The organism is Streptomyces lothianensis, from assembly GCF_047779955.1.
GTDB lineage: Bacteria > Actinomycetota > Actinomycetes > Streptomycetales > Streptomycetaceae > Streptomyces.
The window spans coordinates 63,211-88,016 of the sequence record NZ_JBLMKT010000055.1 but is presented as its reverse complement, the minus strand read 5'-3'; the positions used below and the strand labels follow the sequence as shown (position 1 = coordinate 88,016).

Genomic DNA, 24,806 nt, shown 5'->3' with positions numbered 1-24,806 from the left:
CATCCTGTGCTTCCCGCACATGCCGTACGTACGAAGAGACCTCGGCCGACCCCCTGCACCACCGTGAACGATCCCGCAGTACGACCAAGGAGAGTCAGCGAGCGATGGCCGGTCCCGCCTTCCGAGCCGCCGCCGTAAGGGTGCGCGTCCCCGCCACCAGCGCCAACCTCGGCCCCGGCTTCGACGCCCTGGGCCTCGCGCTGGGGCTCTACGACGACATCGTGGTGCGCGTCGCCGACTCCGGTCTGCACATCGACATCGCCGGGGAAGGCGCCGAGACCCTGCCCCGCGACGAGAACCACCTGCTCGTACGGGCCATGCGCACCGCCTTCGACCTGCTCGGCGGGCAGCCGCGCGGCCTGGAGATCGTCTGCGCCAACCGCATCCCGCACGGACGCGGCCTCGGCTCCTCCTCGGCCGCCATCTGCGCCGGCATCATGGCCGCACGCGCCGTGACCATAGGCGGCGACGCCCGGCTCGACGACGAAGCACTGCTCGAACTCGCCACCGAGATCGAGGGCCACCCCGACAACGTCGCACCCTGCCTGCTCGGCGGCTTCACACTCGCCTGGATGGACGAGGGCGCCGCCCGCGCGATCCGCCTCGAAGCGCACCGGTCGGTCGTTCCGGTGGTTTTCGTGCCCGCCAAGCCGCTGCTCACCGAAACGGCCCGCGGCCTGCTGCCGCGCAGCGTCCCGCACGGGGACGCGGCCGCCAACGCGGGCCGGGCGGCCCTGCTCGTCGAGGCCCTGACCAGGCGCCCCGAGCTGCTGCTGCCCGCCACCGAGGACCGGCTGCACCAGGAGTACCGCGCCCCGGCCATGCCGGAGAGCGCCGCCCTGGTCGAGCGGCTGCGCGCCGACGGCGTGCCCGCAGTGATCTCCGGCGCGGGCCCCACGGTGCTCGCACTGGTCGATGAAGCGGCGGCCGACAAGGTCGCCCAGGTCGCGGGCGAGGGCTGGGCGGCCAACCGCCTGGCGCTCGACGGCGACGGAGCGAGTGTGTTGCCGCTTGCGCCCTGACACACGCATGCCGGAGCACGAGAGGGGGAATGTTTGTTGGATCCGGTAGTGTTAACCTCAAGTCTGCACCCGAAGAACGAATGGCGTGGTGCTTCCTGTCCCCGTTCGGGACAACCCTTCTTCCGGGAGCTTCCCCAGCTGATCCGTGCACGGCACTGACCGCTGGCGAGCACGCTCCGGAACCGGCGAGACCCAGCCGAGTGACACAGCACGCAGAGGTGGCACAGCCCCGGGAACCGCCGTCATCACAGACTTTTCCGCCGCTTGAGGCGGGACCACCGCCCCGGCCGGTCCGTCAACCGAGGACCATCCGCCGGACAGCACAACCGGTCGCCGAGCCAGACAGGCCGACGTCCGCTCCAGGGAAGGACCCTTCGTGAGCGACACCACCGATCTGATGGGCGTGACTGACAGCGCCGCGCCCGCCACGGACGCCCCTGCAGCGCCCACCACGCGGCGGCGCCGCGGTACCGGCCTCGAGGGCATGGTGCTGGCCGAGCTGCAGCAGGTCGCATCGGGCCTCGGGATCAAGGGCACTGCGCGGATGCGCAAGAGCCAGCTGATCGAGGTCATCAAGGAAGCTCAGGCCGGCGGCGGCAGCGCCCCGGCGAAGGCGTCGGGGGACACCAGCACCACCGAGTCCAAGCCGAAGCGCCGCGCCACCTCCAAGGCCCGTACCGAGGCGGCCGCCGAGAAGCCCTCCGCCGAGAAGCCCGCCGCCGGGGAGAAGGCCGCCGAGGCCGCCCCGGCCAAGCAGATCGAGATTCCCGGCCAGCCCGCCAGCGACGACGCCCCGGCCGAGCGCCGCCGGCGCCGCGCCACCGCCACCGCCGGCAGCCCCGAGACCGCGACCGAGCAGGCCAAGGACGCCGGCAAGGGCGCCAAGGCCGAGCAGGGCGGCGAGAAGGCCGAGGCCAGGGGCGGCGAGACGAAGTCCGAGGCCAAGGCCGACAAGGGCGCCGAGTCCAAGGGATCCGAGTCGAAGGGCGCCGAGTCCAAGGGCTCGGAGTCCCGCGGCGATGACGGTGCCGAGGGCGGCCGCCGCGAGCGCGGCAACCGCCGCGACCGGGGCCGCGGCCGGGACCGCGACCGCGACGACCAGGGCGGCAAGCAGGGCCAGGGCCAGCGCCAGCAGGGCGGCGGCGGCCGCCAGGACCGCGGTGCGCAGGACGACGACGATTTCGAGGGTGGCCGCCGTGGCCGCCGCGGCCGCTACCGCGACCGCCGGGGCCGTCGTGGCCGCGACGACATGGGCGAGCCGCAGGTGTCCGAGGACGATGTCCTGATCCCCGTCGCGGGCATCCTCGACATCCTCGACAACTACGCGTTCATCCGTACCTCGGGCTACCTGCCCGGCCCGAACGACGTGTACGTCTCCCTCGCCCAGGTCCGCAAGAACGGCCTGCGCAAGGGCGACCACGTCACCGGTGCGGTGCGCCAGCCCAAGGAGGGCGAGCGCCGCGAGAAGTTCAACGCGCTGGTGCGCCTCGACTCCGTCAACGGCACCGAATCGGGCCGCGGCCGCCCGGAGTTCAACAAGCTCACCCCGCTCTACCCGCAGGACCGCCTCCGCCTGGAGACGGACCCGGGCGTGCTCACCACCCGCATCATCGACCTCGTCTCGCCCATCGGTAAGGGCCAGCGCGGTCTGATCGTGGCCCCGCCGAAGACCGGCAAGACCATGATCATGCAGGCGGTCGCCAACGCGATCACGCACAACAACCCCGAGTGCCACCTGATGGTCGTCCTGGTCGACGAGCGTCCGGAAGAGGTCACCGACATGCAGCGCTCGGTCAAGGGCGAGGTCATCTCCTCGACCTTCGACCGCCCGGCCGAGGACCACACCACGGTCGCCGAGCTGGCCATCGAGCGCGCCAAGCGCCTGGTGGAGCTGGGCCACGACGTCGTCGTGCTGCTCGACTCGATCACGCGTCTGGGCCGTGCGTACAACCTGGCGGCCCCGGCCTCCGGACGCATCCTGTCCGGTGGTGTCGACTCGACCGCCCTGTACCCGCCGAAGCGCTTCTTCGGTGCGGCCCGCAACATCGAGGACGGCGGCTCGCTGACCATCCTCGCCACCGCGCTGGTGGACACCGGGTCCCGCATGGACGAGGTGATCTTCGAGGAGTTCAAGGGCACCGGCAACATGGAGCTCAAGCTCGACCGGAAGCTCGCCGACAAGCGCATCTTCCCGGCGGTGGACGTGGACGCGTCCGGCACCCGCAAGGAGGAGATCCTGCTCGGCAGCGACGAGCTCGCCATCGTCTGGAAGCTGCGCCGGGTGCTGCACGCGCTCGACCAGCAGCAGGCGATCGAGCTGCTCCTGGACAAGATGAAGCAGACGAAGTCCAACGCGGAGTTCCTGCTCCAGATCCAGAAGACGACCCCGGCCCCGGGCAACGGCGGCGACTGAACCCCGCCCCCGCTCCGTACGGCCTGAAGGCGCCCCCGTCACGTTCCGTGGCGGGGGCGCCTTCGTCGTGCCGGGCGGAATCCGTCCCGCTGCGGAGGAGACCTTCACCAGAGAGTTCGCATCGCCCGGACACCGTGCGTGACCTGCGTGAACGGCGTGAACGCACAGGAGGGGGCAGACTTGGAGAGGGTGTGCCGAGCCGGGCACGCTCAGGAAGCTCTCATGTCGCCGTGCAACCCTTTTCGAGGATCGACCGTCTGAACGGATGGCGGTACTCGACCCACCGAGGACTTGAGGAGCACATGCCCGACGCCGGCCAGCAGCCGCCCGAGGACTCCGCCACGGCCGAGGGCCGCCGCGGGGCCAGGAGCCGTCGCCGCCGTACGCGTGGGGCGCCCCGCAGCACCCGCCGCAAGGCCCTGGTCATCACGGCCTGGACCGCGGCGGGCATCGTCGTGCTCGGCGGCGCGGGCCTCGGCTATCTGTACTACAAGTTCAACGGCAATCTGCAGGGCGTCGACATCAATGCCGCCCTCGGCACCGACCGGCCCGAGGACGTCGACAACGGCTCGATGGACATCCTCGTCCTCGGCTCCGACTCCCGCGCGGGCGAGAACGCCGGATACGGCGGCGGGGACGGGACGAGCGCCCGCTCGGACACCGCGATGCTCCTGCACGTCTACGAGGGCCACCAGAAGGCGAGCATCGTCTCCATACCCCGCGACACCCTGGTCACCAGACCCGAGTGCACCACCGAGGACGGCGGCACCGACCCCGGCGGCGAGCGCCGGATGTTCAACGAGTCCTACTCGGTCGGCGGCCCGGCCTGCGCCGTGAAGACCGTCGAGGCGATGTCCGGCATCCGCATGGACCACTACGTCGAGGTCGACTTCTCCGGCTTCAAGAAGCTCGTCGACACCCTCGGCGGCGTCGAGATCACCACCACCAGGGCGATATCCGACCCCGACAGCCATCTGGACCTCCCCGCCGGCACGCACACCCTCGACGGCGAGCAGTCCCTCGGCCTCGTCCGCACCCGCCATGCCGTCGGCGACGGCGGCGACCTGGGCCGCATACAGCTCCAGCAGGCGTTCATGAAGGCCCTGATCGACCAGATCAAGGAGGTCGGGGTGTTCTCCAGCCCCAAGAAGCTCTACGACCTCGCGGACACCGCCACCAAGGCCACCACTGTCGACTCCGAGCTCGACTCGGTGAACCGGCTGATCGGCTTCGCCAACAGCCTCAGGAGCATCGACTCCGAGGACCTGCGCATGGTCACGCTGCCGGTCGAGTACGACCAGGCCGACCGGAACCGTGTCGTACCGCTGCAGCAGGAGTCCCGGCTCGTCTGGGACGCCCTCAAGGCCGACCAGCCCATCCCCGCCGAGGCGACGAAGGACTCGGCCGGCGACAAGGGTGACGCGGGCACGTACGTCGACAGCAACTGACCGGCCGGAACACGAGCAGGACCCCGCCGGAACACGAGCCGGAACACGAGCAGGACCCCGCCGGAACCCGAGCCGGACGCGGACCCGAACAGCCCTGGGAATACCCGGACCCCCGCCCCGGTTTTGGGAGATACGGCCGGTCCTGGCAGACTGGTACGTCGGCCCCGGTTCACGCACCCGCATCCCGCGCTTGCGACCCGGCGCCCTCCCGAAACTAGGAGACACCTTGAAGCGCGACATCCACCCCGAGTACGTCGAGACGCAGGTCAGCTGCACCTGTGGCGCGTCGTTCACCACCCGCAGCACGATCGAGAGCGGCAACATCCGCGCCGAGGTCTGCTCCGAGTGCCACCCGTTCTACACGGGCAAGCAGAAGATCCTCGACACCGGTGGCCGTGTGGCCCGCTTCGAGGCCCGCTTCGGCAAGGCTGCCGGCTCCGCCAAGAAGTAGCGAGCCACTGCGCCGGTCCTCGGCCGCACCCTGTCAGGGCGCGGCTGGGGACCGGCGCTTTGCTCGTCACCCACGTTTCGTACCTAGTTCAGGAGCCGGAGATGTTCGAGGCCGTCGAGGAGCTCATCGGTGAGCACGCCACGCTGGAGAAGCAGCTCGCCGACCCGTCCGTGCACGCGGACCAGGCCAACGCGCGCAAGCTCAACAAGCGCTACGCCGAGCTGACGCCGATCGTCGCCACGTACCGCTCCTGGAAGCAGCTGGGCGAGGACATCGAGACCGCGCGCGAGTTCGTGGCCGACGACCCGGACTTCGCGGCCGAGGTCAAGGAGCTCACCGAGCAGCGCGAGGAGACCACCGAGAAGCTGCGGCTCCTCCTGGTCCCGCGCGACCCGTCCGACGACAAGGACGTGCTCCTGGAGATCAAGGCCGGTGCGGGCGGCGACGAGTCCGCGCTCTTCGCCGGCGACCTGCTGCGCATGTACCTGCGGTACGCGGAGCGCGTGGGCTGGAAGACCGAGATCATCGACTCCACCGAGTCCGAGCTCGGCGGCTACAAGGACGTCCAGGTCGCCGTGAAGACCAAGGGCAACGTCACCCCGGAGCCCGGCCAGGGCGTCTGGGCGCGCCTGAAGTACGAGGGCGGGGTGCACCGCGTGCAGCGGGTGCCCGCGACCGAGTCCCAGGGCCGTATCCACACCTCGGCGGCCGGCGTGCTCGTCACGCCCGAGGCCGAGGAGATCGACGTCGAGATCAACCCCAACGATCTGCGCATCGACGTGTACCGCTCCTCGGGCCCCGGCGGCCAGTCCGTCAACACGACGGACTCCGCCGTCCGTATCACGCATGTCCCCACCGGCGTGGTCGCTTCCTGCCAGAACGAGAAGAGCCAGCTCCAGAACAAGGAGCAGGCGATGCGTATCCTGCGCTCCAGGCTGCTCGCCGCCGCGCAGGAGGAGGCCGAGTCCAAGGCGGCGGACGCCCGCCGCAGCCAGGTCCGCACCGTGGACCGCTCCGAGAAGATCCGTACGTACAACTTCCCGGAGAACCGGATCTCCGACCACCGCGTGGGCTTCAAGGCGTACAACCTCGACCAGGTCCTCGACGGCGACCTCGACGCCATGATCCAGGCCTGTGTCGACGCGGACGCCGCGGCCAAGCTGGCCGAGGCCTCGTAGGACCCGCCGGAGCAAGACCCGCCGGAGCAAGCCCCGTCGGACGTCCGCCGCCACGGGCGATACGGCAGTGAACCAGGAAGGACGGCGCGTGAACCTTCTGCTCGCCGAGGTGGCCCAGGCCACCCAGCGTCTCGCCGACGCCGGTGTGCCCTCACCGCGCTTCGACGCGGAGGAGCTCGCCGCGTTCGTGCACGGCGTGAAGCGCGGAGAGCTGCACCTCGTCAAGGACGGCGACTTCGACGCGCGCTACTGGGAGGCCGTCGCCCGCCGCGAGGCCCGCGAACCACTGCAGCACATCACCGGACGCGCCTTCTTCCGCTACCTCGAACTGCAGGTGGGGCCCGGCGTGTTCGTGCCGCGCCCGGAGACCGAGTCCGTGGTCGGCTGGGCCATAGACGCCGTACGCGCCATGGACGTCGTCGAGCCGGTGATCGTCGACCTGTGCACCGGTTCCGGCGCCATCGCGCTCGCCCTCGCCCAGGAGGTGCCGCGCTCGCGCGTGCACGCGGTCGAGCTCTCCGACGAGGCGTTGGTGTGGACCCGCAAGAACGTCGAGGGCTCCCGCGTGGACCTGCGCCAGGGCGATGCCCGCGACGCCTTCGGTGACCTCGACGGCCAGGTCGACCTCGTCATCTCCAATCCGCCGTACATCCCGCTCACCGAATGGGAGTACGTGGTGCCCGAGGCACGGGACTATGATCCCGGCCTCGCACTGTTCTCCGGCGAGGACGGCCTCGACCTGATCCGCGGGATCGAGCGCACCGCCCACCGGCTGCTGCGCCCCGGCGGGCTCGTCGTCGTCGAGCATGCCGACACCCAGGGCGGGCAGGTGCCCTGGATCTTCACCGAGGAACGGGGCTGGGCCGACGCGGCCGACCACCCGGACCTCAACGGACGGCCACGCTTCGCCACGGCCCGCAGGGCCACACCGTGACGGCGGCGATGACCCGTCCGGCGGCCCGGACGGCCGCGAGCCGCCCCGCCGCCGTCCGTCCGACCGACCTGCAACCGACCGACCTGTATACGTATCCGCATACGCATCCGCACACGTCTCTGCACATGTACGAAGAAGGGGCTGGGGAGTAATGGCACGGCGATACGACACCAACGACGCCACCGACCGCGCCACCGGCCTGCGCGAGGCCGCCTCCGCGGTGCGCCGCGGCGAGCTGGTCGTGCTGCCCACCGACACCGTGTACGGGATCGGCGCGGACGCCTTCAGCTCGGAGGCCGTCGCCGATCTGCTCGACGCCAAGGGCCGTGGCCGCAATATGCCCACGCCCGTCCTGATCGGCTCCCCGAACACGCTGCACGGCCTGGTCACCGACTTCTCGGAGAAGGCCTGGGAACTGGTCGACGCGTTCTGGCCGGGTGCCCTGACGCTGGTGGCCCGCCACCAGCCCTCCCTCCAGTGGGATCTCGGCGACACCCGCGGCACCGTCGCGATCCGGATGCCGCTGCACCCGGTCGCCATCGAACTGCTCACCGAATTCGGCCCGATGGCCGTCTCCTCGGCCAACCTCAGCGGCCACCCCGCGCCGGAGGACTGCGATGCCGCGCAGGAGATGCTCGGCGACTCGGTCTCCGTCTACCTGGACGGCGGTCCCACGCCCGGCATCGTGCCCTCCTCGATCGTCGACGTCACCGGCAAGGTGCCGGTCCTGCTGCGTGCGGGAGCGCTCGACGCCGAGGAACTGCGCAAAGTCGTGCCCGACCTCGAGGTGGCGAATTGACGGCCCCCGAGGGGCGTGGCATAGCGGTACACCCGGTCCACACGGCCGTTTCCGACTCCGCGGGAACGGACCCTGCAGAAACCTTCCGCATCCTCCACGTCAGCACCGGCAACGTCTGCCGCTCGCCGATGACCGAGCGGCTGACGCAGCATGCCCTCACGCACCGCCTCGGCCTGGACGCCGCGGGCGGGCTCATCGTGGAGAGCGCGGGGACCTGGGGGCACGAAGGGGCCCCGATGGAGGCGAACGCGGCGACGGTCCTGGACGAGTTCGGGGCGGACGCCACCGGGTTCACCGGGCGTGAGCTGCTCGACGACCACGTGATCCGGGCGGACCTCGTGCTCACGGCCACGCGCGATCACCGGGCGCAGGTCATCTCCATGGGGCACTCGGCCGGGCTGCGGACCTTCACCCTCAAGGAGTTCACCCGTCTCGTACGGGCCATAGACCCGGCGACGCTGCCGGATCCGGTGGCGGACGGGGTGGTCGAGCGCGCGCGTGCGCTGGTCCGTGCGGCCGCGGCTCTACGCGGGTGGCTCCTGGCCCCGTCCATCGAGGCGGACGAGGTCCACGACCCCTACGGCGCCCCCCTGACGTACTTCCGCTCCGTCGGCACGGAAATCGACCAGGCCCTCGACCCGGTGGTCACGGCCCTGACGGGGCTGCCCGCTCGGGCGTAGGGCCCGCAGCCGGCTGCGGGGCGGTGGCCCCGCATCCGAGCTTCGCTCGGATCGCCTCAAACGCCGGTGGGGCTGGACGTGGGCGGGGTGGGGGAAGAAACCCGGCGCGTACCCGCACCCAGCTCTACATTGGGTACATGACGGTCAGCGCAGCAGCAGCCGTGAGCACAGGGATGGACGCCCTGCGCCAGCAGGACCCCGAGCTCGCCGAGATCATCCTCGGCGAGCTCGAAAGACAGAGCAGCACGCTCCAGCTGATCGCCGCCGAGAACTTCACCTCCCCGGCCGTCCTCAGCGCCCTCGGCTCCCCCCTCGCCAACAAGTACGCCGAGGGCTACCCCGGCGCCCGCCACCACGGCGGCTGCGAGCTCGTGGACCTCGCCGAGCGGACCGCCGTCGACCGTGCCAAGGCGCTCTTCGGCGCCGAGCACGCCAACGTGCAGCCCCACTCCGGCTCCTCCGCCGTCCTCGCCGCCTACGCCGCCCTCCTGCGCCCCGGCGACAAGGTCCTCGCGATGGGCCTCACCCACGGCGGCCACCTCACCCACGGCTCGCCCGCCAACTTCTCCGGCCGCTGGTTCGACTTCATCGGCTACGGCGTCGACGAGGAGACCGGTCTCCTCGATCACCGCCGGATCCACGACCTCGCCGTCACCCACCGCCCCAAGGCGATCGTCTGCGGATCCATCTCCTACCCGCGCCACATCGACTACGCGGCCTTCCGTGAGATCGCCGACGAGGCGGGCGCCTACCTGATCGCCGATGCCGCGCACCCCATGGGCCTGGTCGCCGGGGGAGCGGCGCCCAGCCCCGTGCCGTATGCCGACATCGTCTGCGCCACCACGCACAAGGTGCTGCGCGGCCCGCGCGGCGGCATGCTGCTGTGCGGCGCGGAGCTGGCCGAGCGGGTCGACCGGGCCGTGTTCCCGTTCACGCAGGGCGGCGCACAGATGCACACCATCGCCGCGAAGGCCGTCGCCTTCGGCGAGGCGGCGAGCCCGGCCTTCACCACCTACGCCCATCAGGTCGTCGCCAACGCGCGGGTGCTCGCCGACTGCCTGGCCGCCGAGGGACTCGACGTCACCACCGGCGGCACCGACACCCATCTGGTGGTCGCCGACCCGGCACCGTTGGGCCTTGACGCGCGGACGGCCCGCGGGCTGCTCGCCGGCGCGGGCATGGTCCTCGACACCTGCGCGCTGCCGTACGGCGAGGCCCGCGGCCTGCGCCTGGGCACGGCCGCGGTCACCACGCAGGGCATGGGCGAGGTGGAGATGGCCCGGATCGCCGGCTTCTTCGGCGCGGCCCTGCGCCAGGCCCCGGGACCGGCCGGTCATTCCGTACGGGAGGAAGTACAGGACCTCGTACGGAGGTTTCCGCCGTATCCCGACACCCCCTGACGCGGCACTGCACGGGCTGAACGGGCCACCGTCACGGGCCGGACACGGAGCATCCACCACTCGCGCACAGCCGACCGTGCAACCATCCTCGCTACCCGAAAGTCCAACCAGACAACCCCGCGGAGCTAGGGTGTGGGGCTGAGATGGTCCGGCGATACCAGTGGGGAAGCCCGTGCGTGAATACTTGCTGACGCTCTGCGTCACGGCGGCGGTGACCTACCTGCTGACCGGACCGGTGCGGAAGTTCGCGATCGTGGCCGGGGCGATGCCCGCGGTCCGAGCGCGGGATGTGCATCGCGAACCGACTCCGCGGCTCGGCGGTATCGCCATGTTCTTCGGCCTGTGCGCGGGCCTGCTCGTCGCCAACCACCTGGCCGGGCTCGCCGAGGTCTTCGAGACCTCCAACGAACCGAGGGCGCTGCTCTCCGGCGCGGCCCTGATCTGGCTGATCGGTGTCCTCGACGACAAGTTCGAGATCGACGCCCTGATCAAGCTGGGCGCGCAGATGATCGCGGCCGGTGTGATGGTCGCGCAGGGCCTCACCATCCTGTGGCTGCCGATCCCAGGTGTGGGATCCGTCTCGCTGACCCCGTGGCAGGGCACGCTGCTCACCGTCGCCCTGGTCGTCATCACCATCAACGCCGTGAACTTCGTCGACGGCCTCGACGGCCTCGCCGCCGGCATGGTCTGCATCGCGGCCACCGCGTTCTTCATGTACGCGTACCGCATGTGGTACGGCTACGGCGCCGAGGCGGCCGCACCGGCCACGCTCTTCGCGGCCATCCTGATCGGCATGTGCGTGGGCTTCCTGCCGCACAACATGCATCCAGCCCGGATCTTCATGGGCGACTCGGGGTCGATGCTCATCGGGCTCGTCCTCGCGGCCGGCGCGATCTCCATCACCGGTCAGCTCGACCCCGACTTCCTCAAGCTGTTCATCGGCTCCGAGCGCGCCGCGGTGCACGCCACGGTGCCCGTCTACATCCCGCTGCTCCTGCCGCTCACGATCATCGCGGTCCCGGTGGCGGACCTCGTCCTGGCGATCGTCCGCCGCACCTGGAACGGCAAGTCGCCCTTCGCCGCCGACCGCGGGCATCTGCACCACCGGCTCCTGGAGATCGGCCACTCGCACAGCCGCGCGGTCCTGATCATGTACTTCTGGTCGGCCCTGATCGCTTTCGGCACCGTCGCCTACTCCGTCCACTCGGCGTCCATGTGGATCGTCCTGGTGATCGTGGTGCTGAGCGCGGTCGGCCTGGCGCTGCTCCTGCTGCCCCGGTTCACGCCGCGTGCCCCCGGCTGGGCCGAGGCGCTCGTACCGCCGCGCTACCGCCGTCGCGGGGCCACGGAGGCGGGTCACGAGGGCGGGGCACCCGCTGCGGCCGGTGCGGACGCTCCGGCCGCCCCGGAGCAGCCGACGGCGGCCGTGCAGCCGGATGCCGCCGAGGAGCCGCGTACGCCGGTGGGCGCCGACGTGAGCCGGGTCAGCCGGGTCAGCCGGGTCAACGGGGCGACCGCGGTCGGGGGCCGGTCGCGCCTCACGGACCGGTTCGGGGACCGGCTGCGTAGGGAATCCCACACTCGCGCTCCGGAAGTCACCTCAAAACGGTCTCAGTAATTCGGGCATTAGCACACATTGATCTCGAATCCCCGCCCAGACGCGCGCATTAACTCTCATGTGTGACAGCCAGCACACCCGCCAGGTAAAGACCTCATCAAATAGTTTGTGATACGGTTCACGAGTTCCCGGGACAGAGCCGAAGGACCGTAGTGCGACGGTCGGTTGGCGAAAAGTTCGATCTTCGCCCGGGGCTACGCTCGACCATGACGACACTCGTCCCCAGCAAGTAAGCGGAGTTGCCGCCATGCCGTCTCTCGACGCACGGATCCTGCTGCCCATTGCCCTTCCGACCGCCGCCGCCGGTGCAGTCACCGCGGCCGTCGGCGCGATCGTCGATGGCGGCACCGGAGCGCTCGGCGGGATCATCGGCGCGCTCGTGGTGATCGTGTTCATGGGCGCCGGGATCCTCGGTCTGCAGTACACGGCCAAACACTGGCCGAGTCTGTTCCAGGCCATGGGGCTCGCGCTCTACACGTTCCTGCTGCTCGTGCTGTTCGTCTTCGTGGCGGTCTTCAAGGACACCACGGCGTTCAATCCCAAGGTCTTCGCGGCTGCGATCGTCGCCTGCACCCTGACCTGGGTCGTGGCGATGGCCTTCGCGCACAAGAAGGCCAAGATCTTCTACGTCGAGCCCGGCCAGTCCGACGGCTCGACGGGTCAGAAGGACGAGAAGTCGGGCTCTTCCTCATGAGAGGTAGGGCCGGGATAAGGACCACACGCAGACCCTGCTATCGTCCGGTGCCAACTGCGGCACTGCGGGCGCGGGCACTCGAGCTGACGCCTGTTCCATCGCGAGGCTCTGAGCCAGTCCGCCGCCCCCACATCCGAAACACCAGTCCGGTGCCGACTCGCGGCTGCGCGCCGCGCCGACACAACGAGGTTGCCGTACCTATGCGTCACGCCGAAGGAGCCCGCGGTGAGTGCTGAACAGACCCAGCTCGCCTTCGACTGGAGCTGTCGGATCCTGTCCGACAACGGGTGCGGCTTCCCGGCGCCGGGCCTTCACTCGTTCCTGTTCAAGCCGATCTTCACCGTCGGCGGGTTCGAGTTCAACAAGATCATGCTGCTGGCCCTGCTCAGCACGCTGGTGGTCGTCACCTTCTTCACCCTTGCCTTCGGCAAGGCGAAGGTCGTGCCCGGCAAGATCCAGCTGCTCGGTGAGCTTGCCTACGACTTCGTACGCCGCGGCATCGTCTACGAGACCCTCGGAAAGAAGGAGGGCGAGAAGTTCGTCCCCCTGATGGTCTCGCTGTTCTTCTTCATCTGGATCATGAACATCTGGTCCGTGATCCCGCTGGCCCAGTTCCCGGTCGCCGCGTCCATCGCCTTCCCGGCCGTGCTCGCCGCCATCGTCTACCTGGTCTGGGTCCCGCTGACCTTCAAGCGCCACGGTTTCGTGGGCGGCTGGAAGAACATCACGGGCTACGACAACTCGCTCGGCCCGATCAAGTGGCTCGTGTCGTTCATCGAGTTCTTCTCGAACCTGCTCGTGCGCCCGTTCACGCACGCGGTCCGACTCTTCGCCAACATGTTCGCCGGTCACCTGATGCTGGTGATGTTCACCGTCGCCTCCTGGTACCTGCTGAACAGCTGGCTGATCCCCGCCGCCGGCGTCTCCTTCATCATGACGATGGGGATGATCGTCTTCGAGCTCTTCGTGCAGGCCGTCCAGGCGTACGTCTTCGTGCTCCTCGCCTGCACCTACATCCAGGGCGCTGTCAGCGAACACCACTGAGCCAGCCCCGTACCAACCCCCTGAGCGCCCGGTGGCCAACCCCCACCGGTCCATGAAAGAGAAGGAAGTAACGGCATGTCCGCGACTCTCGAGCTCGCCGCCCTCACCGGTGACATCAAGGCCCTCGGCTCCATCGGCTACGGCCTCGCGGCCATCGGCCCCGGCATCGGCGTCGGCATCGTGTTCGGTAAGGGCACCGAGGCCCTGGCCCGTCAGCCCGAAGCTGCCGGCCTGATCCGTGCCAACCAGATCCTCGGTTTCGCCTTCTGTGAGGCGCTCGCCCTCATCGGCATCGTCATGCCGTTCGTCTACGGCTCCTGATCGCCTGAGACGAACAGCCCCATCCGACGAAAGGCACTGAAGTGATCGCCACCCTTGTGCAGCTGGCTCAGGAGGGCGGGCACGCGGAGGAGCAGAACCCGCTCCTCCCGCCCGGCCCCGAGCTGCTGGTCGGCACACTCGCCTTCGCCATCGTGTTCTTCTTCTTCTGGAAGAAGCTCCTTCCGGCCATCAACAAGGTCCTGGAAGAGCGCCACGAGAAGATCGAAGGCGGCATCGAGAACGCCGAGGCCATGCAGGCCGAGGCCCAGTCCGTTCTCGAGCAGTACAAGGCCCAGCTCGCCGAGGCCCGCCACGAGGCCGCGCGTCTGCGCCAGGAGGCGCAGGAGCAGGGTGCCCAGCTCATCGCCGAGATGCGGGCGGAAGGCCAGCGGCAGCGCGAGGAGATCGTCGCCGCGGGTCACGCCCAGATCGAGGCGGACCGCAAGGCCGCGTCCTCCGCACTGCGTCAGGACGTCGGCACGCTTGCCACCACCCTGGCCGGCAAGCTGGTCGGCGAGTCCCTCGACGACCACGCGCGTCAGAGCCGCGTGATCGACCGCTTCCTCGACGAGCTCGAGGAGAAGGCAGAGGCGACTCGATGACTGCGCACGGAGCCAGCCGCGAGGCACTGGTCGCCGGACGCGAGCGTCTCGACGCGCTGACCGACAACACGTCGGTGGACGCGGCGCAGCTCGCGGACGAGCTGGCCTCGGTCACCGCGCTGCTCGACCGCGAGGTCTCGCTGCGACGGGTCCTGACCGACCCGGCGCAGGCCGGTGAGGCCAAGGCCCAGCTCGTCGGGCGGCTGCTCGGCAGCCAGGTCGGCGGCGAGACCGCGGACCTGGTGGCGGGCCTCGTGCGCTCGCGCTGGTCGTCCTCCCGCGACCTGGTCGACGCGCTCGAAGAGCTCGCGGACACCGCGGACCTGACCGCCGCGCAGCAGGCGGGCAAGCTCGACGGCGTCGAGGACGAGCTGTTCCGGTTCGGCCGGATCGTCGCCTCGGACACCGGACTGCGTGCGGCCCTCACCGACCGCACCGCGCCGAAGTCGGCCAAGAGCGAGCTCCTTCGCAGCCTGCTCGGCGGCCGCGCGGAGGCCACCACGGAGCGTCTCGTCACGCGACTGGTCACCGCGCCGCGTGGACGTAGCCTGGAAGCGGGACTCGAGTCCCTCTCCAAGCTCGCCGCGGAGCGCCGTAACCGCATGGTCGCGGTCGTCACCTCGGCGGTGCCGCTGTCCGACGCGCAGAAGCAGCGTCTGGGCGGAGCACTGGCGAAGCTGTACGGCCGGGAGATGCACCTGAACCTCGACGTGGACCCCACGGTCCTCGGCGGGATCCGGGTGCAGGTCGGCGACGAGCTGATCAACGGTTCGATCCAGGACCGTATCGACGACGCCGCACGCCGCGTGACCGGCTGACGCAACTCAACACGTAAGACCGACGGCCCGGTTGGGCCGTGCAGAGGATTCACCTCTTTGCGGGGGGAGTCCGATCAGGAACACCCCCCAAGTGAAACTTCGGGCCCAACAAGGAGAGCAGGGAACCCAGATGGCGGAGCTCACGATCCGGCCGGAGGAGATCCGGGACGCGCTGGAGAACTTTGTCCAGGCGTACGAGCCGGACGCGGCCTCGCGCGAGGAGGTCGGTACGGTCACCCTTGCCGGCGACGGCATCGCGAAGGTCGAGGGTCTTCCCTCGGCCATGGCCAACGAACTGCTGAAGTTCGAGGACGGCACCCTCGGCCTCGCGCTCAACCTCGAAGAGCGCGAGATCGGTGCCATCGTCCTCGGCGAGTTCAGCGGCATCGAGGAGGGCCAGCCGGTGCAGCGCACCGGTGAGGTGCTCTCCGTCGCAGTCGGTGACGGTTACCTGGGTCGCGTCGTCGACCCGCTCGGCAACCCGATCGACGGCCTCGGCGAGATCGAGTCCACCGGCCGCCGCGCCCTCGAGCTGCAGGCCCCCACGGTCATGCAGCGCAAGTCGGTGCACGAGCCGATGGAGACCGGCTACAAGGCCGTCGACGCGATGACCCCGATCGGCCGTGGCCAGCGTCAGCTGGTCATCGGTGACCGCCAGACCGGCAAGACCGCCCTGGCCGTCGACACGATCATCAACCAGCGCGACAACTGGCGCTCGGGCGACGTGAACAAGCAGGTGCGCTGCATCTACGTCGCCATCGGTCAGAAGGGCTCGACCATCGCCTCCGTGCGTGGTGCCCTCGAAGAGGCCGGCGCGCTCGAGTACACCACCATCGTCGCCGCCCCGGCGTCCGACCCGGCGGGCTTCAAGTACCTGGCGCCCTACACCGGCTCGGCCATCGGCCAGCACTGGATGTACGAGGGCAAGCACGTCCTCATCATCTTCGACGACCTCTCGAAGCAGGCCGACGCCTACCGCGCCGTGTCCCTGCTGCTTCGTCGCCCGCCGGGGCGCGAGGCCTACCCGGGTGACGTCTTCTACCTGCACTCCCGTCTGCTCGAGCGCTGCGCGAAGCTCTCGGACGAGATGGGCAAGGGCTCGATGACCGGTCTGCCGATCGTCGAGACGAAGGCCAACGACGTCTCGGCGTTCATCCCGACCAACGTCATCTCCATCACCGACGGCCAGTGCTTCCTGGAGTCGGACCTGTTCAACGCCGGTCAGCGCCCCGCGCTGAACGTCGGTATCTCCGTCTCCCGAGTCGGTGGCAGCGCCCAGCACAAGGCGATGAAGCAGGTCTCCGGCCGCCTCCGTGTGGACCTCGCCCAGTTCCGTGAGCTGGAGGCCTTCGCCGCCTTCGGTTCCGATCTGGACGCCGCCTCGAAGTCCCAGCTGGAGCGTGGCCAGCGCATGGTCGAGCTGCTCAAGCAGGACCAGTACCAGCCGATGGCCACCGAGGACCAGGTCGTCTCCGTCTGGGCCGGCACCACCGGCAAGATGGACGACGTGCCCGTCGAGGACATCCGCCGCTTCGAGAAGGAGCTCCTGGAGTTCCTGCACCGCCAGGAGCAGGGCCTCATGACCTCCATCAAGGAGGGCGGCAAGATGTCCGACGACACGCTCACCGCCATCGCGGACGCCATTGCCGAGTTCAAGAAGCAGTTCGAGACCTCGGACGGCAAGCTGCTCGGCGAGGACGCTCCGGCTGCCGTCAACGTCTCCAAGTGACGACGGAAGGGACCTGACTCATGGGAGCCCAGCTCCGGGTCTACAAGCGTCGCATCCGGTCCGTCACCGCGACGAAGAAGATCACCAAGGCGATGGAGATGATCGCCGCCTCGCGTGTCGTCAAGGCGCAGCGCAAGGTGGCGGCCTCCACGCCGTACGCGACCGAGCTGACCCGCGCGGTCACCGCGGTGGCCACGGGTGCCAACGACAAGCACCCGCTGACCACCGAGGCCGAGTCGCCGACCCGGGCCGCGGTGCTGCTTCTTTCCAGCGACCGCGGACTCGCCGGCGCCTTCAACTCCAACGCCATCAAGGCCGCGGAGCAGCTCACGGCGAAGCTGGTGGGCGAGGGCAAGGAGGTCGACACGTACATCGTCGGCCGCCGTGGCATCGCGCACTACAACTTCCGTGAGCGCAAGATCGCCGGCGAATGGACGGGCTTCACGGACGAGCCCTCCTACGGCGACGCCAAGGAGATCGCGGCGCCGCTGATCCAGGCGATCGAGAAGGAAACGGCCGAGGGCGGCGTGGACGAGCTCCACATCGTCTACACCGAGTTCGTCTCGATGATGACGCAGAACGCGGTGGAGGCACGGCTGCTGCCGCTCAGCCTCGACGAGGTTGCCGCCGAGGCGGGCACGAAGGACGAGGTCCGCCCGCTGTACGACTTCGAGCCGTCGGCGGAGGACGTCCTCGACGCCCTGCTGCCGCGCTACGTCGAGAGCCGCATCTACAACGCGCTGCTGCAGTCGGCTGCCTCCAAGCACGCCGCCACGCGCCGCGCGATGAAGTCGGCGACCGACAACGCCGGGGATCTGATCAACAACCTTTCCCGGCTTGCCAACGCGGCCCGCCAGGCCGAAATCACCCAGGAAATCAGCGAGATCGTCGGTGGCTCTGCCGCTCTGGCCGACGCGAACGCGGGGAGTGACAAGTAATGACCACCACTGTTGAGACGGCGACGGCTACGGGCCGTGTCGCCCGTGTCATCGGCCCGGTCGTCGACGTGGAGTTCCCCGTCGACGCGATGCCCGACATCTACAACGCCCTGCACGTCGAGGTCGCCGACCCGGCCAACGCGGGCGAGAAGAAGACGCTGACCCTCGAGGTCGCCCAGCACCTGGGCGACGGCCTGGTCCGCGCGATCTCGATGCAGCCGACCGACGGCCTGGTCCGCCAGGCCCCGGTCGTCGACACCGGCGACGGCATCACCGTCCCGGTCGGCGACTTCACCAAGGGCAAGGTGTTCAACACCCTCGGTGAGGTCCTGAACGTCGACGAGCAGTACGAGGGCGAGCGCTGGTCCATCCACCGCAAGGCCCCGAACTTCGACGAGCTCGAGTCGAAGACCGAGATGTTCGAGACCGGCGTCAAGGTCATCGACCTTCTCACCCCGTACGTAAAGGGTGGAAAGATCGGCCTGTTCGGCGGCGCCGGCGTCGGCAAGACGGTGCTCATCCAGGAGATGATCTACCGTGTCGCCAACAACCACGACGGTGTCTCCGTGTTCGCCGGTGTCGGCGAGCGCACCCGTGAGGGCAACGACCTGATCGACGAGATGTCCGAGTCGGGCGTCATCGACAAGACCGCGCTGGTCTTCGGTCAGATGGACGAGCCGCCGGGCACCCGTCTGCGCGTCGCGCTGGCCGGCCTGACCATGGCCGAGTACTTCCGTGACGTCCAGAAGCAGGACGTGCTGTTCTTCATCGACAACATCTTCCGCTTCACCCAGGCCGGCTCCGAGGTCTCGACCCTGCTCGGCCGGATGCCCTCCGCGGTGGGCTACCAGCCGAACCTGGCCGACGAGATGGGTCTCCTCCAGGAGCGCATCACCTCGACCCGTGGTCACTCGATCACCTCGATGCAGGCGATCTACGTCCCCGCGGACGACCTGACCGACCCGGCGCCGGCCACCACCTTCGCCCACCTCGACGCGACGACGGTGCTCTCCCGTCCGATCTCCGAGAAGGGCATCTACCCGGCCGTGGACCCGCTGGACTCGACGTCCCGCATCCTCGACCCGCGGTACATCGCGCAGGACCACTACCAGGCCGCGATGCGCGTGAAGACGATCCTGCAGAAGTACAAGGACCTGCAGGACATCATCGCGATCCTCGGTATCGACGAGCTCGGCGAGGAGGACAAGCTCGTCGTCCACCGTGCCCGTCGCGTGGAGCGCTTCCTGTCCCAGAACACCCACGTCGCCAAGCAGTTCACCGGCGTCGACGGTTCGGACGTGTCCCTCGACGAGTCGATCGCGGCCTTCAACGCGATCTGCGACGGCGAGTACGACCACTTCCCGGAGCAGGCGTTCTTCATGTGCGGTGGCATCGACGACCTGAAGAAGGCCGCCAAGGAGCTGGGCGTCTCCTGAATCACGCGGCTCACGCCGTGAGCTGCAGTGACTTCCGCAGGGGGCGGGCCTGACCCGCCCCCTGCGAAACGCCCACTAGAATTCGAACCGACACCCGGCATCACCGCCGGGTGGTGATCCGAGGAGCCAACCTTGGCTGCTGAGCTGCACGTCGAGCTGGTCGCCGCCGACCGCCAGGTCTGGTCCGGCGAGGCCACCCTGGTCGTGGCGCGCACCACGTCCGGCGACATCGGCGTCATGCCCGGTCACCAGCCGCTGCTCGGTGTGCTGGAATCGGGCCCGGTGACCATTCGTACGAGCGCGGGTGAAACCGTGGTGGCCGCCGTGCACGGCGGGTTCATCTCGTTCGCGGACAACAAGCTCTCCCTGCTGGCCGAGATCGTCGAGCTCGCGGACGAGATCGATGTCCAGCGAGCCGAGCGTGCCCTGGAGCGGGCGAAGGCCGAGGCGGACGCCGGCGCGGAGCGTCGCGCCGACGTACGTCTGCGGGCCGTCGCCACGCGCTGACGGCATCGCCGGAGAGCCGTATTTGTTTGAATGTGTGACTCAGCCGCGGCTGGTACTGGTTTGCGCCGGTACCAGCCGCGGCTGAGGTGAATGCGGGACGATTGCTGGACAAGGTCGGTTGCGTTACGTGACGAGTCGAGGAGGTCGGTGCTGATGGTCCTCGCTCTGCTTGTCTGCGGACTGGTCGTCGCCCTGGTGCTTGTGGGGCTCTTCGTATTCGGGCTGCGCAGGCGGCTGATCCAGCGGTCGGGCGGCACCTTCGACTGCTCGCTGCGCTGGAACGCGCCCGCCGAGCAGTCGCCCTCCGGCAAGGGCTGGGGATACGGGGTGGCCCGCTACAACGGGGACCGCGTCGAATGGTTCCGCGTCTTCTCCTACGCGCCCCGGCCCCGCCGCGTCCTGGAACGCGGCGCGATCGAGGTGGTGGACCGCCGCACCCCCGACGGCGACGAGGAGGTCGCCCTCCTCTCCGACGCGATCATCCTGACCTGCACCCACTCGGGCACCCGCCTGGAACTCGCCATGTCCGAGGACGCCCTGACCGGCTTCCTCGCCTGGCTGGAGGCGGCGCCGCCGGGGCAGCGCGTCAACGTGGCGTAGGCATCCGGACTTCGTCCGGATCGCCTCAAACGCCGGCGGGGCGAAAGTTGCCGACCGGGGTAGCCTCCAGCCCGTCCGGCGTTTGAGGACGAGCGCGTTCAGTGCGATACGGGGGTCCGGGGGGCGGAGCCCCGGTTTCGGGAAGGGGCGGGGTGGGGGAAACAAAGAAGCCGGAGCGGCAGGGGGCAGACCCGCCGGCTCCGGCTTCCGCATAGGGGGCGGCTAGCTCAGCCCACCATCGATCGCCGAGACAAGCTCACCGTTCGCCGTGTCACCGCTGAACTCCCAGAAGAACGCCCCGCCGAGCCCCTGGTTCTCGGCCCAGCTCATCTTCGAGCCCACCGTCGCCGGAGTGTCGTACGACCACCAGTCACTGCCGCAGTGGGCGTACGCCGTACCCGCGACCGTGCCGTTGGACGGGCACTTCGCCTTGAGGACCTTGTAGTCCTCGATCCCGGACTCGTACGTCCCGGAGGCGGGCCCGGTCGCCGAGCCACCGGGCTCCGACTGGGTGACACCGGTCCAGCCGCGCCCGTAGAACCCGATCCCAAGGAGCAGCTTGTCCGAGGGGATGCCCTCCGCCTTGTACGCGGCGATCGCCTCGGCGGAGTTGAAGCCCTGCTGCGGGATGCCGGGGTAGGAGGTGAGCGGCGAGTGCGGGGCCGTCGGCCCGTTCTTGGCCCAGGCGCCGAAGAAGTCGTACGTCATCACGTTGTACCAGTCGATGTACTGCGCGGCCTCCCCGTAGTCGGCCGCCGATATCTTGCCGCCCTCCGAGGCGTCGGCGGTGACGGCCGCGGTGACCAGGTCGTTCCCGAACTCGGCCCGCATGGCCTTCATCATCGTGCTGAAGGCGTTCGGGGCACTCGTCTCGTCACAGCTGAGACCGCAGGCGTTGGGGTACTCCCAGTCCAGGTCGATGCCGTCGAAGACATCGGCCCAGCGCGGGTCCTCGACCAGGTCGTGGCAGGACTTGGCGAAGGCGGCCGGGTTCTTCACCGCGTCGGGGAAGCCGCCGGACCAGGTCCAGCCGCCGAAGGACCAGAGCACCTTGATGTGCGGGTGCATCTCCTTCAGCTTGCGCAGCTGGTTGAAGTTGCCGCGCAGCGGCTGGTCCCAGGTGTCGGCGACGCCGTCGACGGACTGTGCCGCGGTGTACGCCTTGTCGTAGTCGGCATAGGCGTCACCGATGGTGCACTTGCCGCCCTGGACGTTGCCGAAGGCGTAGTTGATGTGGGTGATCTTCTCGGCGGAGCCGGAGGTCACGATGTTCTTCACGTGGTAGTTGCGCCCGTAGACGCCCCAGTTGGTGAAGTACCCCATCCGGATCTTCTCGCCGGGGCCCGGGCCGGGGTCCGTGCCGCCGGTCGTGGTCACCGAGACCGCGCCGCTGACCGGCCCGGTCTGGCCCGCGGTGTCGCGGGCCTGGACGGTGTACGAGTAGTCGGTGCCGGCGCTGAGGCCGGTGTCCTCGTACGAGGTGCCGGTGACGGTGGCGACGACGGAGCCGTCGCGCAGCACGTCGTAGTTCTTGATGCCGTTGTCGTCACTGGCGGCGCTCCAGCTGAGCGTCACCGAGGTGTCGGTGATGCCGGAGGCCGTGGGGGTGCCGGGCGCGCCGGGGGCTTCGTCACCGGGGACCGAGCCGCCGTCGCAGCTGGCTCCGTTCAGCTTGCAGTTGGCGGGGGAGCCGGAGCCGGTGCCGTTGAAGCCGAAGGAGACCGAGGCGCCGGGGGCCAGGGTGCCGTTCCACGACTTGTTCCTGGCGGTCCAGTGGTTGCCGGAGCTGGTGACGTCGGCGTCCCAGGCGGAGGTGACCTGGGTGCCGGACGGGAAGTCCCATTCGACGGTCCACGAGGACAGGGTGGTGGTGCCGGTGTTCTTGACGGTCCACTTGCCCTCGAAGCCGGTGCCCCAGTCCTGGGTCTTGGCGTAGGTGGCGGTGGCCTCGGCCGCCGCCGCGGGCGTGGAGAGGCCGACGAGTGCGGCGAGGGGGAGGATCAGGGTGGTCAGTCCCGCGATCATTCTGTGGCGTACACGAGCGGTCGGTCTGAAGCGCATCGAGCGGCTCCTGCCATGAGGTCCGGATATTGGGGGGTGGGACCTGCGCTGCCCTGAGCACGGTGGGTCGGTGCTCACGCGAAGTGTGGTGAGCGTAGAAAGGTCTGGACCTTACGTCAATAGGTCTGGACCACTGGGTAGTTGAGAACCGGCCTTTTTCGGGACGGAAGATCTACCGGGCGGCCAGGTGAGCCCGGCTCAGATGCCCAACTCCTGTGCGAGGACCGCCGCCTGCACCCGGCTGCGCAGCTCCAGCTTGCCCAGGAGGCGGCTGACATGCGTCTTCACCGTGGCCTCGGCCATCTCCAGACGCACCGCGATCTCGGCATTCGCCAACCCCTGGCCCAGGCAGGACAGCACCTCGCGCTCGCGCCGGGTGAGCGCGTCGAGGATCGCCGGATCCCGTTCGCTGCCCCCGCCCCGTACCGGCCGTCCGGCGAACTCCGCGATCAGCCGCCGCGTCACGGCGGGCGCGATCAGACCCTCGCCGCGCGCCACCGTGCGTACGGCCGTCAGCAGGTCCTTGGCCTCGGTGTTCTTCAACAGGAAGCCCGCAGCGCCCGCGCGCAGGGCGCCGAAGACGTACGCGTCCAGGTCGAAGGTGGTGAGCACCAGGACGTCCGCGAGCCGCTCGGCGACCACCTGACGGGTGGCCGAGACGCCGTCCAGACGCGGCATCTGGATGTCCATCAGGACCAGGTCCGGCCGCAGTTCACGGGCCAGCGCCACGGCCTGCTCCCCGTCGGCCGCCTCGCCCGCGACCTCGATGTCGGGGGCGCTGCGCAGGATCAGGACGAGGCCTGCGCGTACGGCGGACTGGTCCTCGGCGACGAGGACACGGATCGGTGCGGCCGCGTCCCGGGTCTGCTCGGTCATGCGGAGTCTCCTTCTGCCACGGGGAGTTCGGCCCGTACCCGCCAGATCCTGCCGCACGCGCCATCCTCCGGCCCGGCCCTGAACGCTCCCTCGAGCAGCGCCGCCCGCTCTCGCATCCCCACGAGACCGGCACCCGAACCGGGCGCGCGCGGGCCGCTCCCGGAGCGGTGGACGGGGCTGGTGACCTCGATGGTCAGCAGCCCGTCGGACCGGTCGAGGCGCAGGCGCACGCCGCCGGGCGCGGCGTGCTTGAGCGCATTGGTCAGGGATTCCTGCACGATGCGGTACGCGGCCAGCTCGACCGGAGCGGGCAGGGCGGCGCCCGGCGGGCGGGCGTCCTCGAAGCTGACGTCCAGACCATTGGTGCGGGCCTGCTCGACGAGGGCGCAGACGCCGTCGAGGGTGGGGGCGGCGGCCGGTTCCAGATCGCCGCTGTCATCGCGCAGGATCCCGATCAGGCGGCGCATCTCCGCCAGGCCCTCCACACTGTTCACCCGGATGACGGAGAGCGCCTCGCGGGTGGTGGACCGGTCGTCGAGGGAGAGCGCGGCCGTGGAGTGGATGGCGATCGCGGAGAGGTGGTTGGCCACCACGTCGTGCAGTTCACGGGCCATCCGGGCGCGTTCGGCGGTCACCGCCTGCGTGCGGTCCATCTCGGCGAGCAGCGCGGTCTGTTCGGCCCGCAGCTCTGCGGCGCGTGCGGCCTCGCGGTGGTAGCGCACGGCGGAGCCCGTGAGGGCGGGCGTCACGGTGATGAGCGCGATCACGGCACCGACGAACAGCGCCTCCGCCTGCCGGGACCAGACGAGCAGTGCGATCGTCGTCAGGAGCGTGACGGCACCGGTGACGACCGGGATACGGCGGGCCGCGGAGTCCGTTCCGTACAGGACGGCCGCGTAGACGAGATCGGCGTACATCACCGGGGTGGCGAGATTGCCGTCGGTGAACTGGTCGGCGACCAGCAAGGCGGTGCCCAGCAGCAGCGCCGCACGGGGGTGGGTGCGCCGGCCCAGTACGAGGACGGCCATCGCGCACAGCGGCACAAGGACCCAGGCGCCCGGCAGCAGCCGTCCGTCCTGGTTCATGTCGAGGCCGAGCCCCCAGAACAGCAGGCCGAAGGCCAGGCTGCCCGCGGCGATGAGGACATCGTGCGGGTGGCGGGGGTGCGCTCGGTTCATGCCTCCATCCAACCGTGCATACGCCTTCCGGCCCTCCGCATCGCGGCCGAACCACGGGT

23 protein-coding genes are annotated in these 24,806 nt (G+C 69.7%); 20 read left to right on the top strand and 3 right to left on the bottom strand.

The window, feature by feature from the left end:
- Nucleotides 1-104 precede the first annotated feature (104 nt).
- From thrB to ACLF6P_RS19305, 20 genes are all read left to right on the top strand, one after another.
- On the top strand, nucleotides 105-1,022 hold the full coding sequence (gene thrB / locus ACLF6P_RS19400) for a homoserine kinase (protein WP_415951775.1): 918 nt from the start codon (nucleotides 105-107) through the stop codon (nucleotides 1,020-1,022).
- A 376-nt stretch (nucleotides 1,023-1,398) separates the two neighbouring features.
- Nucleotides 1,399-3,435 (top strand): transcription termination factor Rho, encoded by a 2,037-nt coding sequence (rho, locus tag ACLF6P_RS19395; protein WP_415951774.1) that lies wholly within the window; start codon nucleotides 1,399-1,401, stop codon nucleotides 3,433-3,435.
- A 302-nt stretch (nucleotides 3,436-3,737) separates the two neighbouring features.
- Nucleotides 3,738-4,883, top strand: a complete 1,146-nt coding sequence (locus ACLF6P_RS19390; protein ID WP_415951773.1) for an LCP family protein — start codon at nucleotides 3,738-3,740, stop codon at nucleotides 4,881-4,883.
- Between the two features lie 226 nt (nucleotides 4,884-5,109).
- A complete protein-coding gene (gene rpmE / locus ACLF6P_RS19385; protein WP_264247201.1) occupies nucleotides 5,110-5,334 on the top strand; it encodes a 50S ribosomal protein L31 in 225 nt (74 codons plus the stop codon).
- A 101-nt stretch (nucleotides 5,335-5,435) separates the two neighbouring features.
- Nucleotides 5,436-6,512, top strand: a complete 1,077-nt coding sequence (gene prfA, locus ACLF6P_RS19380; RefSeq protein ID WP_415951772.1) for a peptide chain release factor 1 — start codon at nucleotides 5,436-5,438, stop codon at nucleotides 6,510-6,512.
- A gap of 88 nt (nucleotides 6,513-6,600) precedes the next feature.
- Nucleotides 6,601-7,446 (top strand): peptide chain release factor N(5)-glutamine methyltransferase, encoded by an 846-nt coding sequence (prmC, locus tag ACLF6P_RS19375; RefSeq protein WP_415951771.1) that lies wholly within the window; start codon nucleotides 6,601-6,603, stop codon nucleotides 7,444-7,446.
- A 151-nt stretch (nucleotides 7,447-7,597) separates the two neighbouring features.
- Nucleotides 7,598-8,245 (top strand): L-threonylcarbamoyladenylate synthase, encoded by a 648-nt coding sequence (locus ACLF6P_RS19370; RefSeq protein ID WP_415951770.1) that lies wholly within the window; start codon nucleotides 7,598-7,600, stop codon nucleotides 8,243-8,245.
- Nucleotides 8,242-8,925 carry an arsenate reductase/protein-tyrosine-phosphatase family protein gene (locus tag ACLF6P_RS19365; protein ID WP_415951769.1) on the top strand — a complete coding sequence of 228 codons (684 nt, stop codon included), beginning with the start codon at nucleotides 8,242-8,244 and terminating at the stop codon, nucleotides 8,923-8,925. The genes ACLF6P_RS19370 and ACLF6P_RS19365 overlap by 4 nt, the downstream gene beginning before the upstream one ends.
- A 137-nt stretch (nucleotides 8,926-9,062) precedes the next feature.
- Nucleotides 9,063-10,325: a serine hydroxymethyltransferase gene (locus ACLF6P_RS19360; protein WP_415951768.1), complete on the top strand. Its 1,263-nt coding sequence runs from the start codon at nucleotides 9,063-9,065 to the stop codon at nucleotides 10,323-10,325.
- 172 nt (nucleotides 10,326-10,497) lie between these two features.
- Nucleotides 10,498-11,943 (top strand): MraY family glycosyltransferase, encoded by a 1,446-nt coding sequence (locus tag ACLF6P_RS19355; protein WP_415951767.1) that lies wholly within the window; start codon nucleotides 10,498-10,500, stop codon nucleotides 11,941-11,943.
- Nucleotides 11,944-12,190: 247 nt separating this feature from the next.
- Nucleotides 12,191-12,637, top strand: coding sequence for a hypothetical protein (locus tag ACLF6P_RS19350; protein ID WP_415951766.1), 447 nt, complete (start codon nucleotides 12,191-12,193; stop codon nucleotides 12,635-12,637).
- Nucleotides 12,638-12,910: 273 nt separating this feature from the next.
- The gene (atpB, locus tag ACLF6P_RS19345; protein ID WP_415951819.1) at nucleotides 12,911-13,681 is read left to right on the top strand and encodes a F0F1 ATP synthase subunit A; all 771 of its coding nucleotides are present in this window, start codon (nucleotides 12,911-12,913) and stop codon (nucleotides 13,679-13,681) included.
- A 75-nt stretch (nucleotides 13,682-13,756) separates the two neighbouring features.
- Nucleotides 13,757-14,002 (top strand): ATP synthase F0 subunit C, encoded by a 246-nt coding sequence (atpE, locus tag ACLF6P_RS19340; protein WP_363104613.1) that lies wholly within the window; start codon nucleotides 13,757-13,759, stop codon nucleotides 14,000-14,002.
- Between the two features lie 41 nt (nucleotides 14,003-14,043).
- The gene (locus ACLF6P_RS19335) at nucleotides 14,044-14,604 is read left to right on the top strand and encodes a F0F1 ATP synthase subunit B (RefSeq protein ID WP_415951764.1); all 561 of its coding nucleotides are present in this window, start codon (nucleotides 14,044-14,046) and stop codon (nucleotides 14,602-14,604) included.
- Entirely contained in the window at nucleotides 14,601-15,422 is an 822-nt protein-coding gene (locus ACLF6P_RS19330; protein ID WP_415951763.1) for a F0F1 ATP synthase subunit delta, read from the top strand. The genes ACLF6P_RS19335 and ACLF6P_RS19330 overlap by 4 nt, the downstream gene beginning before the upstream one ends.
- 130 nt (nucleotides 15,423-15,552) lie before the next feature.
- Nucleotides 15,553-17,151, top strand: a complete 1,599-nt coding sequence (gene atpA / locus ACLF6P_RS19325) for a F0F1 ATP synthase subunit alpha (RefSeq protein WP_415951762.1) — start codon at nucleotides 15,553-15,555, stop codon at nucleotides 17,149-17,151.
- A 20-nt stretch (nucleotides 17,152-17,171) separates the two neighbouring features.
- Nucleotides 17,172-18,089, top strand: coding sequence for a F0F1 ATP synthase subunit gamma (locus ACLF6P_RS19320; RefSeq protein WP_415951761.1), 918 nt, complete (start codon nucleotides 17,172-17,174; stop codon nucleotides 18,087-18,089).
- Nucleotides 18,089-19,525 (top strand): F0F1 ATP synthase subunit beta, encoded by a 1,437-nt coding sequence (gene atpD, locus ACLF6P_RS19315; protein WP_415951760.1) that lies wholly within the window; start codon nucleotides 18,089-18,091, stop codon nucleotides 19,523-19,525. The genes ACLF6P_RS19320 and atpD overlap by 1 nt, the downstream gene beginning before the upstream one ends.
- Nucleotides 19,526-19,657: 132 nt before the next feature.
- Nucleotides 19,658-20,032, top strand: a complete 375-nt coding sequence (locus ACLF6P_RS19310; protein ID WP_093608196.1) for a F0F1 ATP synthase subunit epsilon — start codon at nucleotides 19,658-19,660, stop codon at nucleotides 20,030-20,032.
- A 153-nt stretch (nucleotides 20,033-20,185) separates the two neighbouring features.
- Entirely contained in the window at nucleotides 20,186-20,632 is a 447-nt protein-coding gene (locus tag ACLF6P_RS19305) for a DUF2550 domain-containing protein (RefSeq protein ID WP_415951759.1), read from the top strand.
- Between the two features lie 222 nt (nucleotides 20,633-20,854).
- Here the strand turns inward: ACLF6P_RS19305 and ACLF6P_RS19300 are convergent, their stop codons facing one another.
- The 3 genes from ACLF6P_RS19300 to ACLF6P_RS19290 form a co-directional block, all read right to left on the bottom strand.
- The gene (locus ACLF6P_RS19300; RefSeq protein WP_415951758.1) at nucleotides 20,855-22,693 is read right to left on the bottom strand and encodes a glycoside hydrolase family 18 chitinase; all 1,839 of its coding nucleotides are present in this window, start codon (nucleotides 22,691-22,693) and stop codon (nucleotides 20,855-20,857) included.
- 198 nt (nucleotides 22,694-22,891) lie between these two features.
- Nucleotides 22,892-23,569 (bottom strand): response regulator, encoded by a 678-nt coding sequence (locus ACLF6P_RS19295; RefSeq protein ID WP_415951757.1) that lies wholly within the window; start codon nucleotides 23,567-23,569, stop codon nucleotides 22,892-22,894.
- Entirely contained in the window at nucleotides 23,566-24,747 is a 1,182-nt protein-coding gene (locus ACLF6P_RS19290) for a sensor histidine kinase (protein WP_415951756.1), read from the bottom strand. Before ACLF6P_RS19290 ends, ACLF6P_RS19295 begins: the two co-directional genes overlap by 4 nt.
- Between the last annotated feature and the right edge of the window lie 59 nt (nucleotides 24,748-24,806).

Excerpts from the sequence above, each read along its gene's own strand:
- thrB (WP_415951775.1), top strand. The coding sequence starts at position 105 with ATGGCCGGTCCCGCCTTCCGAGCCGCCGCCGTAAGGGTGCGCGTCCCC.
- ACLF6P_RS19390 (WP_415951773.1), top strand. The coding sequence starts at position 3,738 with ATGCCCGACGCCGGCCAGCAGCCGCCCGAGGACTCCGCCACGGCCGAG.
- prfA (WP_415951772.1), top strand. The coding sequence starts at position 5,436 with ATGTTCGAGGCCGTCGAGGAGCTCATCGGTGAGCACGCCACGCTGGAG.
- ACLF6P_RS19370 (WP_415951770.1), top strand. The coding sequence starts at position 7,598 with ATGGCACGGCGATACGACACCAACGACGCCACCGACCGCGCCACCGGC.
- ACLF6P_RS19360 (WP_415951768.1), top strand. The coding sequence starts at position 9,063 with ATGACGGTCAGCGCAGCAGCAGCCGTGAGCACAGGGATGGACGCCCTG.
- ACLF6P_RS19350 (WP_415951766.1), top strand. The coding sequence starts at position 12,191 with ATGCCGTCTCTCGACGCACGGATCCTGCTGCCCATTGCCCTTCCGACC.
- atpE (WP_363104613.1), top strand. The coding sequence starts at position 13,757 with ATGTCCGCGACTCTCGAGCTCGCCGCCCTCACCGGTGACATCAAGGCC.
- ACLF6P_RS19330 (WP_415951763.1), top strand. The coding sequence starts at position 14,601 with ATGACTGCGCACGGAGCCAGCCGCGAGGCACTGGTCGCCGGACGCGAG.
- atpA (WP_415951762.1), top strand. The coding sequence starts at position 15,553 with ATGGCGGAGCTCACGATCCGGCCGGAGGAGATCCGGGACGCGCTGGAG.
- ACLF6P_RS19320 (WP_415951761.1), top strand. The coding sequence starts at position 17,172 with ATGGGAGCCCAGCTCCGGGTCTACAAGCGTCGCATCCGGTCCGTCACC.
- atpD (WP_415951760.1), top strand. The coding sequence starts at position 18,089 with ATGACCACCACTGTTGAGACGGCGACGGCTACGGGCCGTGTCGCCCGT.
- ACLF6P_RS19305 (WP_415951759.1), top strand. The coding sequence starts at position 20,186 with ATGGTCCTCGCTCTGCTTGTCTGCGGACTGGTCGTCGCCCTGGTGCTT.
- ACLF6P_RS19300 (WP_415951758.1), bottom strand. The coding sequence starts at position 22,693 with ATGCGCTTCAGACCGACCGCTCGTGTACGCCACAGAATGATCGCGGGA.
- ACLF6P_RS19295 (WP_415951757.1), bottom strand. The coding sequence starts at position 23,569 with ATGACCGAGCAGACCCGGGACGCGGCCGCACCGATCCGTGTCCTCGTC.
- ACLF6P_RS19290 (WP_415951756.1), bottom strand. The coding sequence starts at position 24,747 with ATGAACCGAGCGCACCCCCGCCACCCGCACGATGTCCTCATCGCCGCG.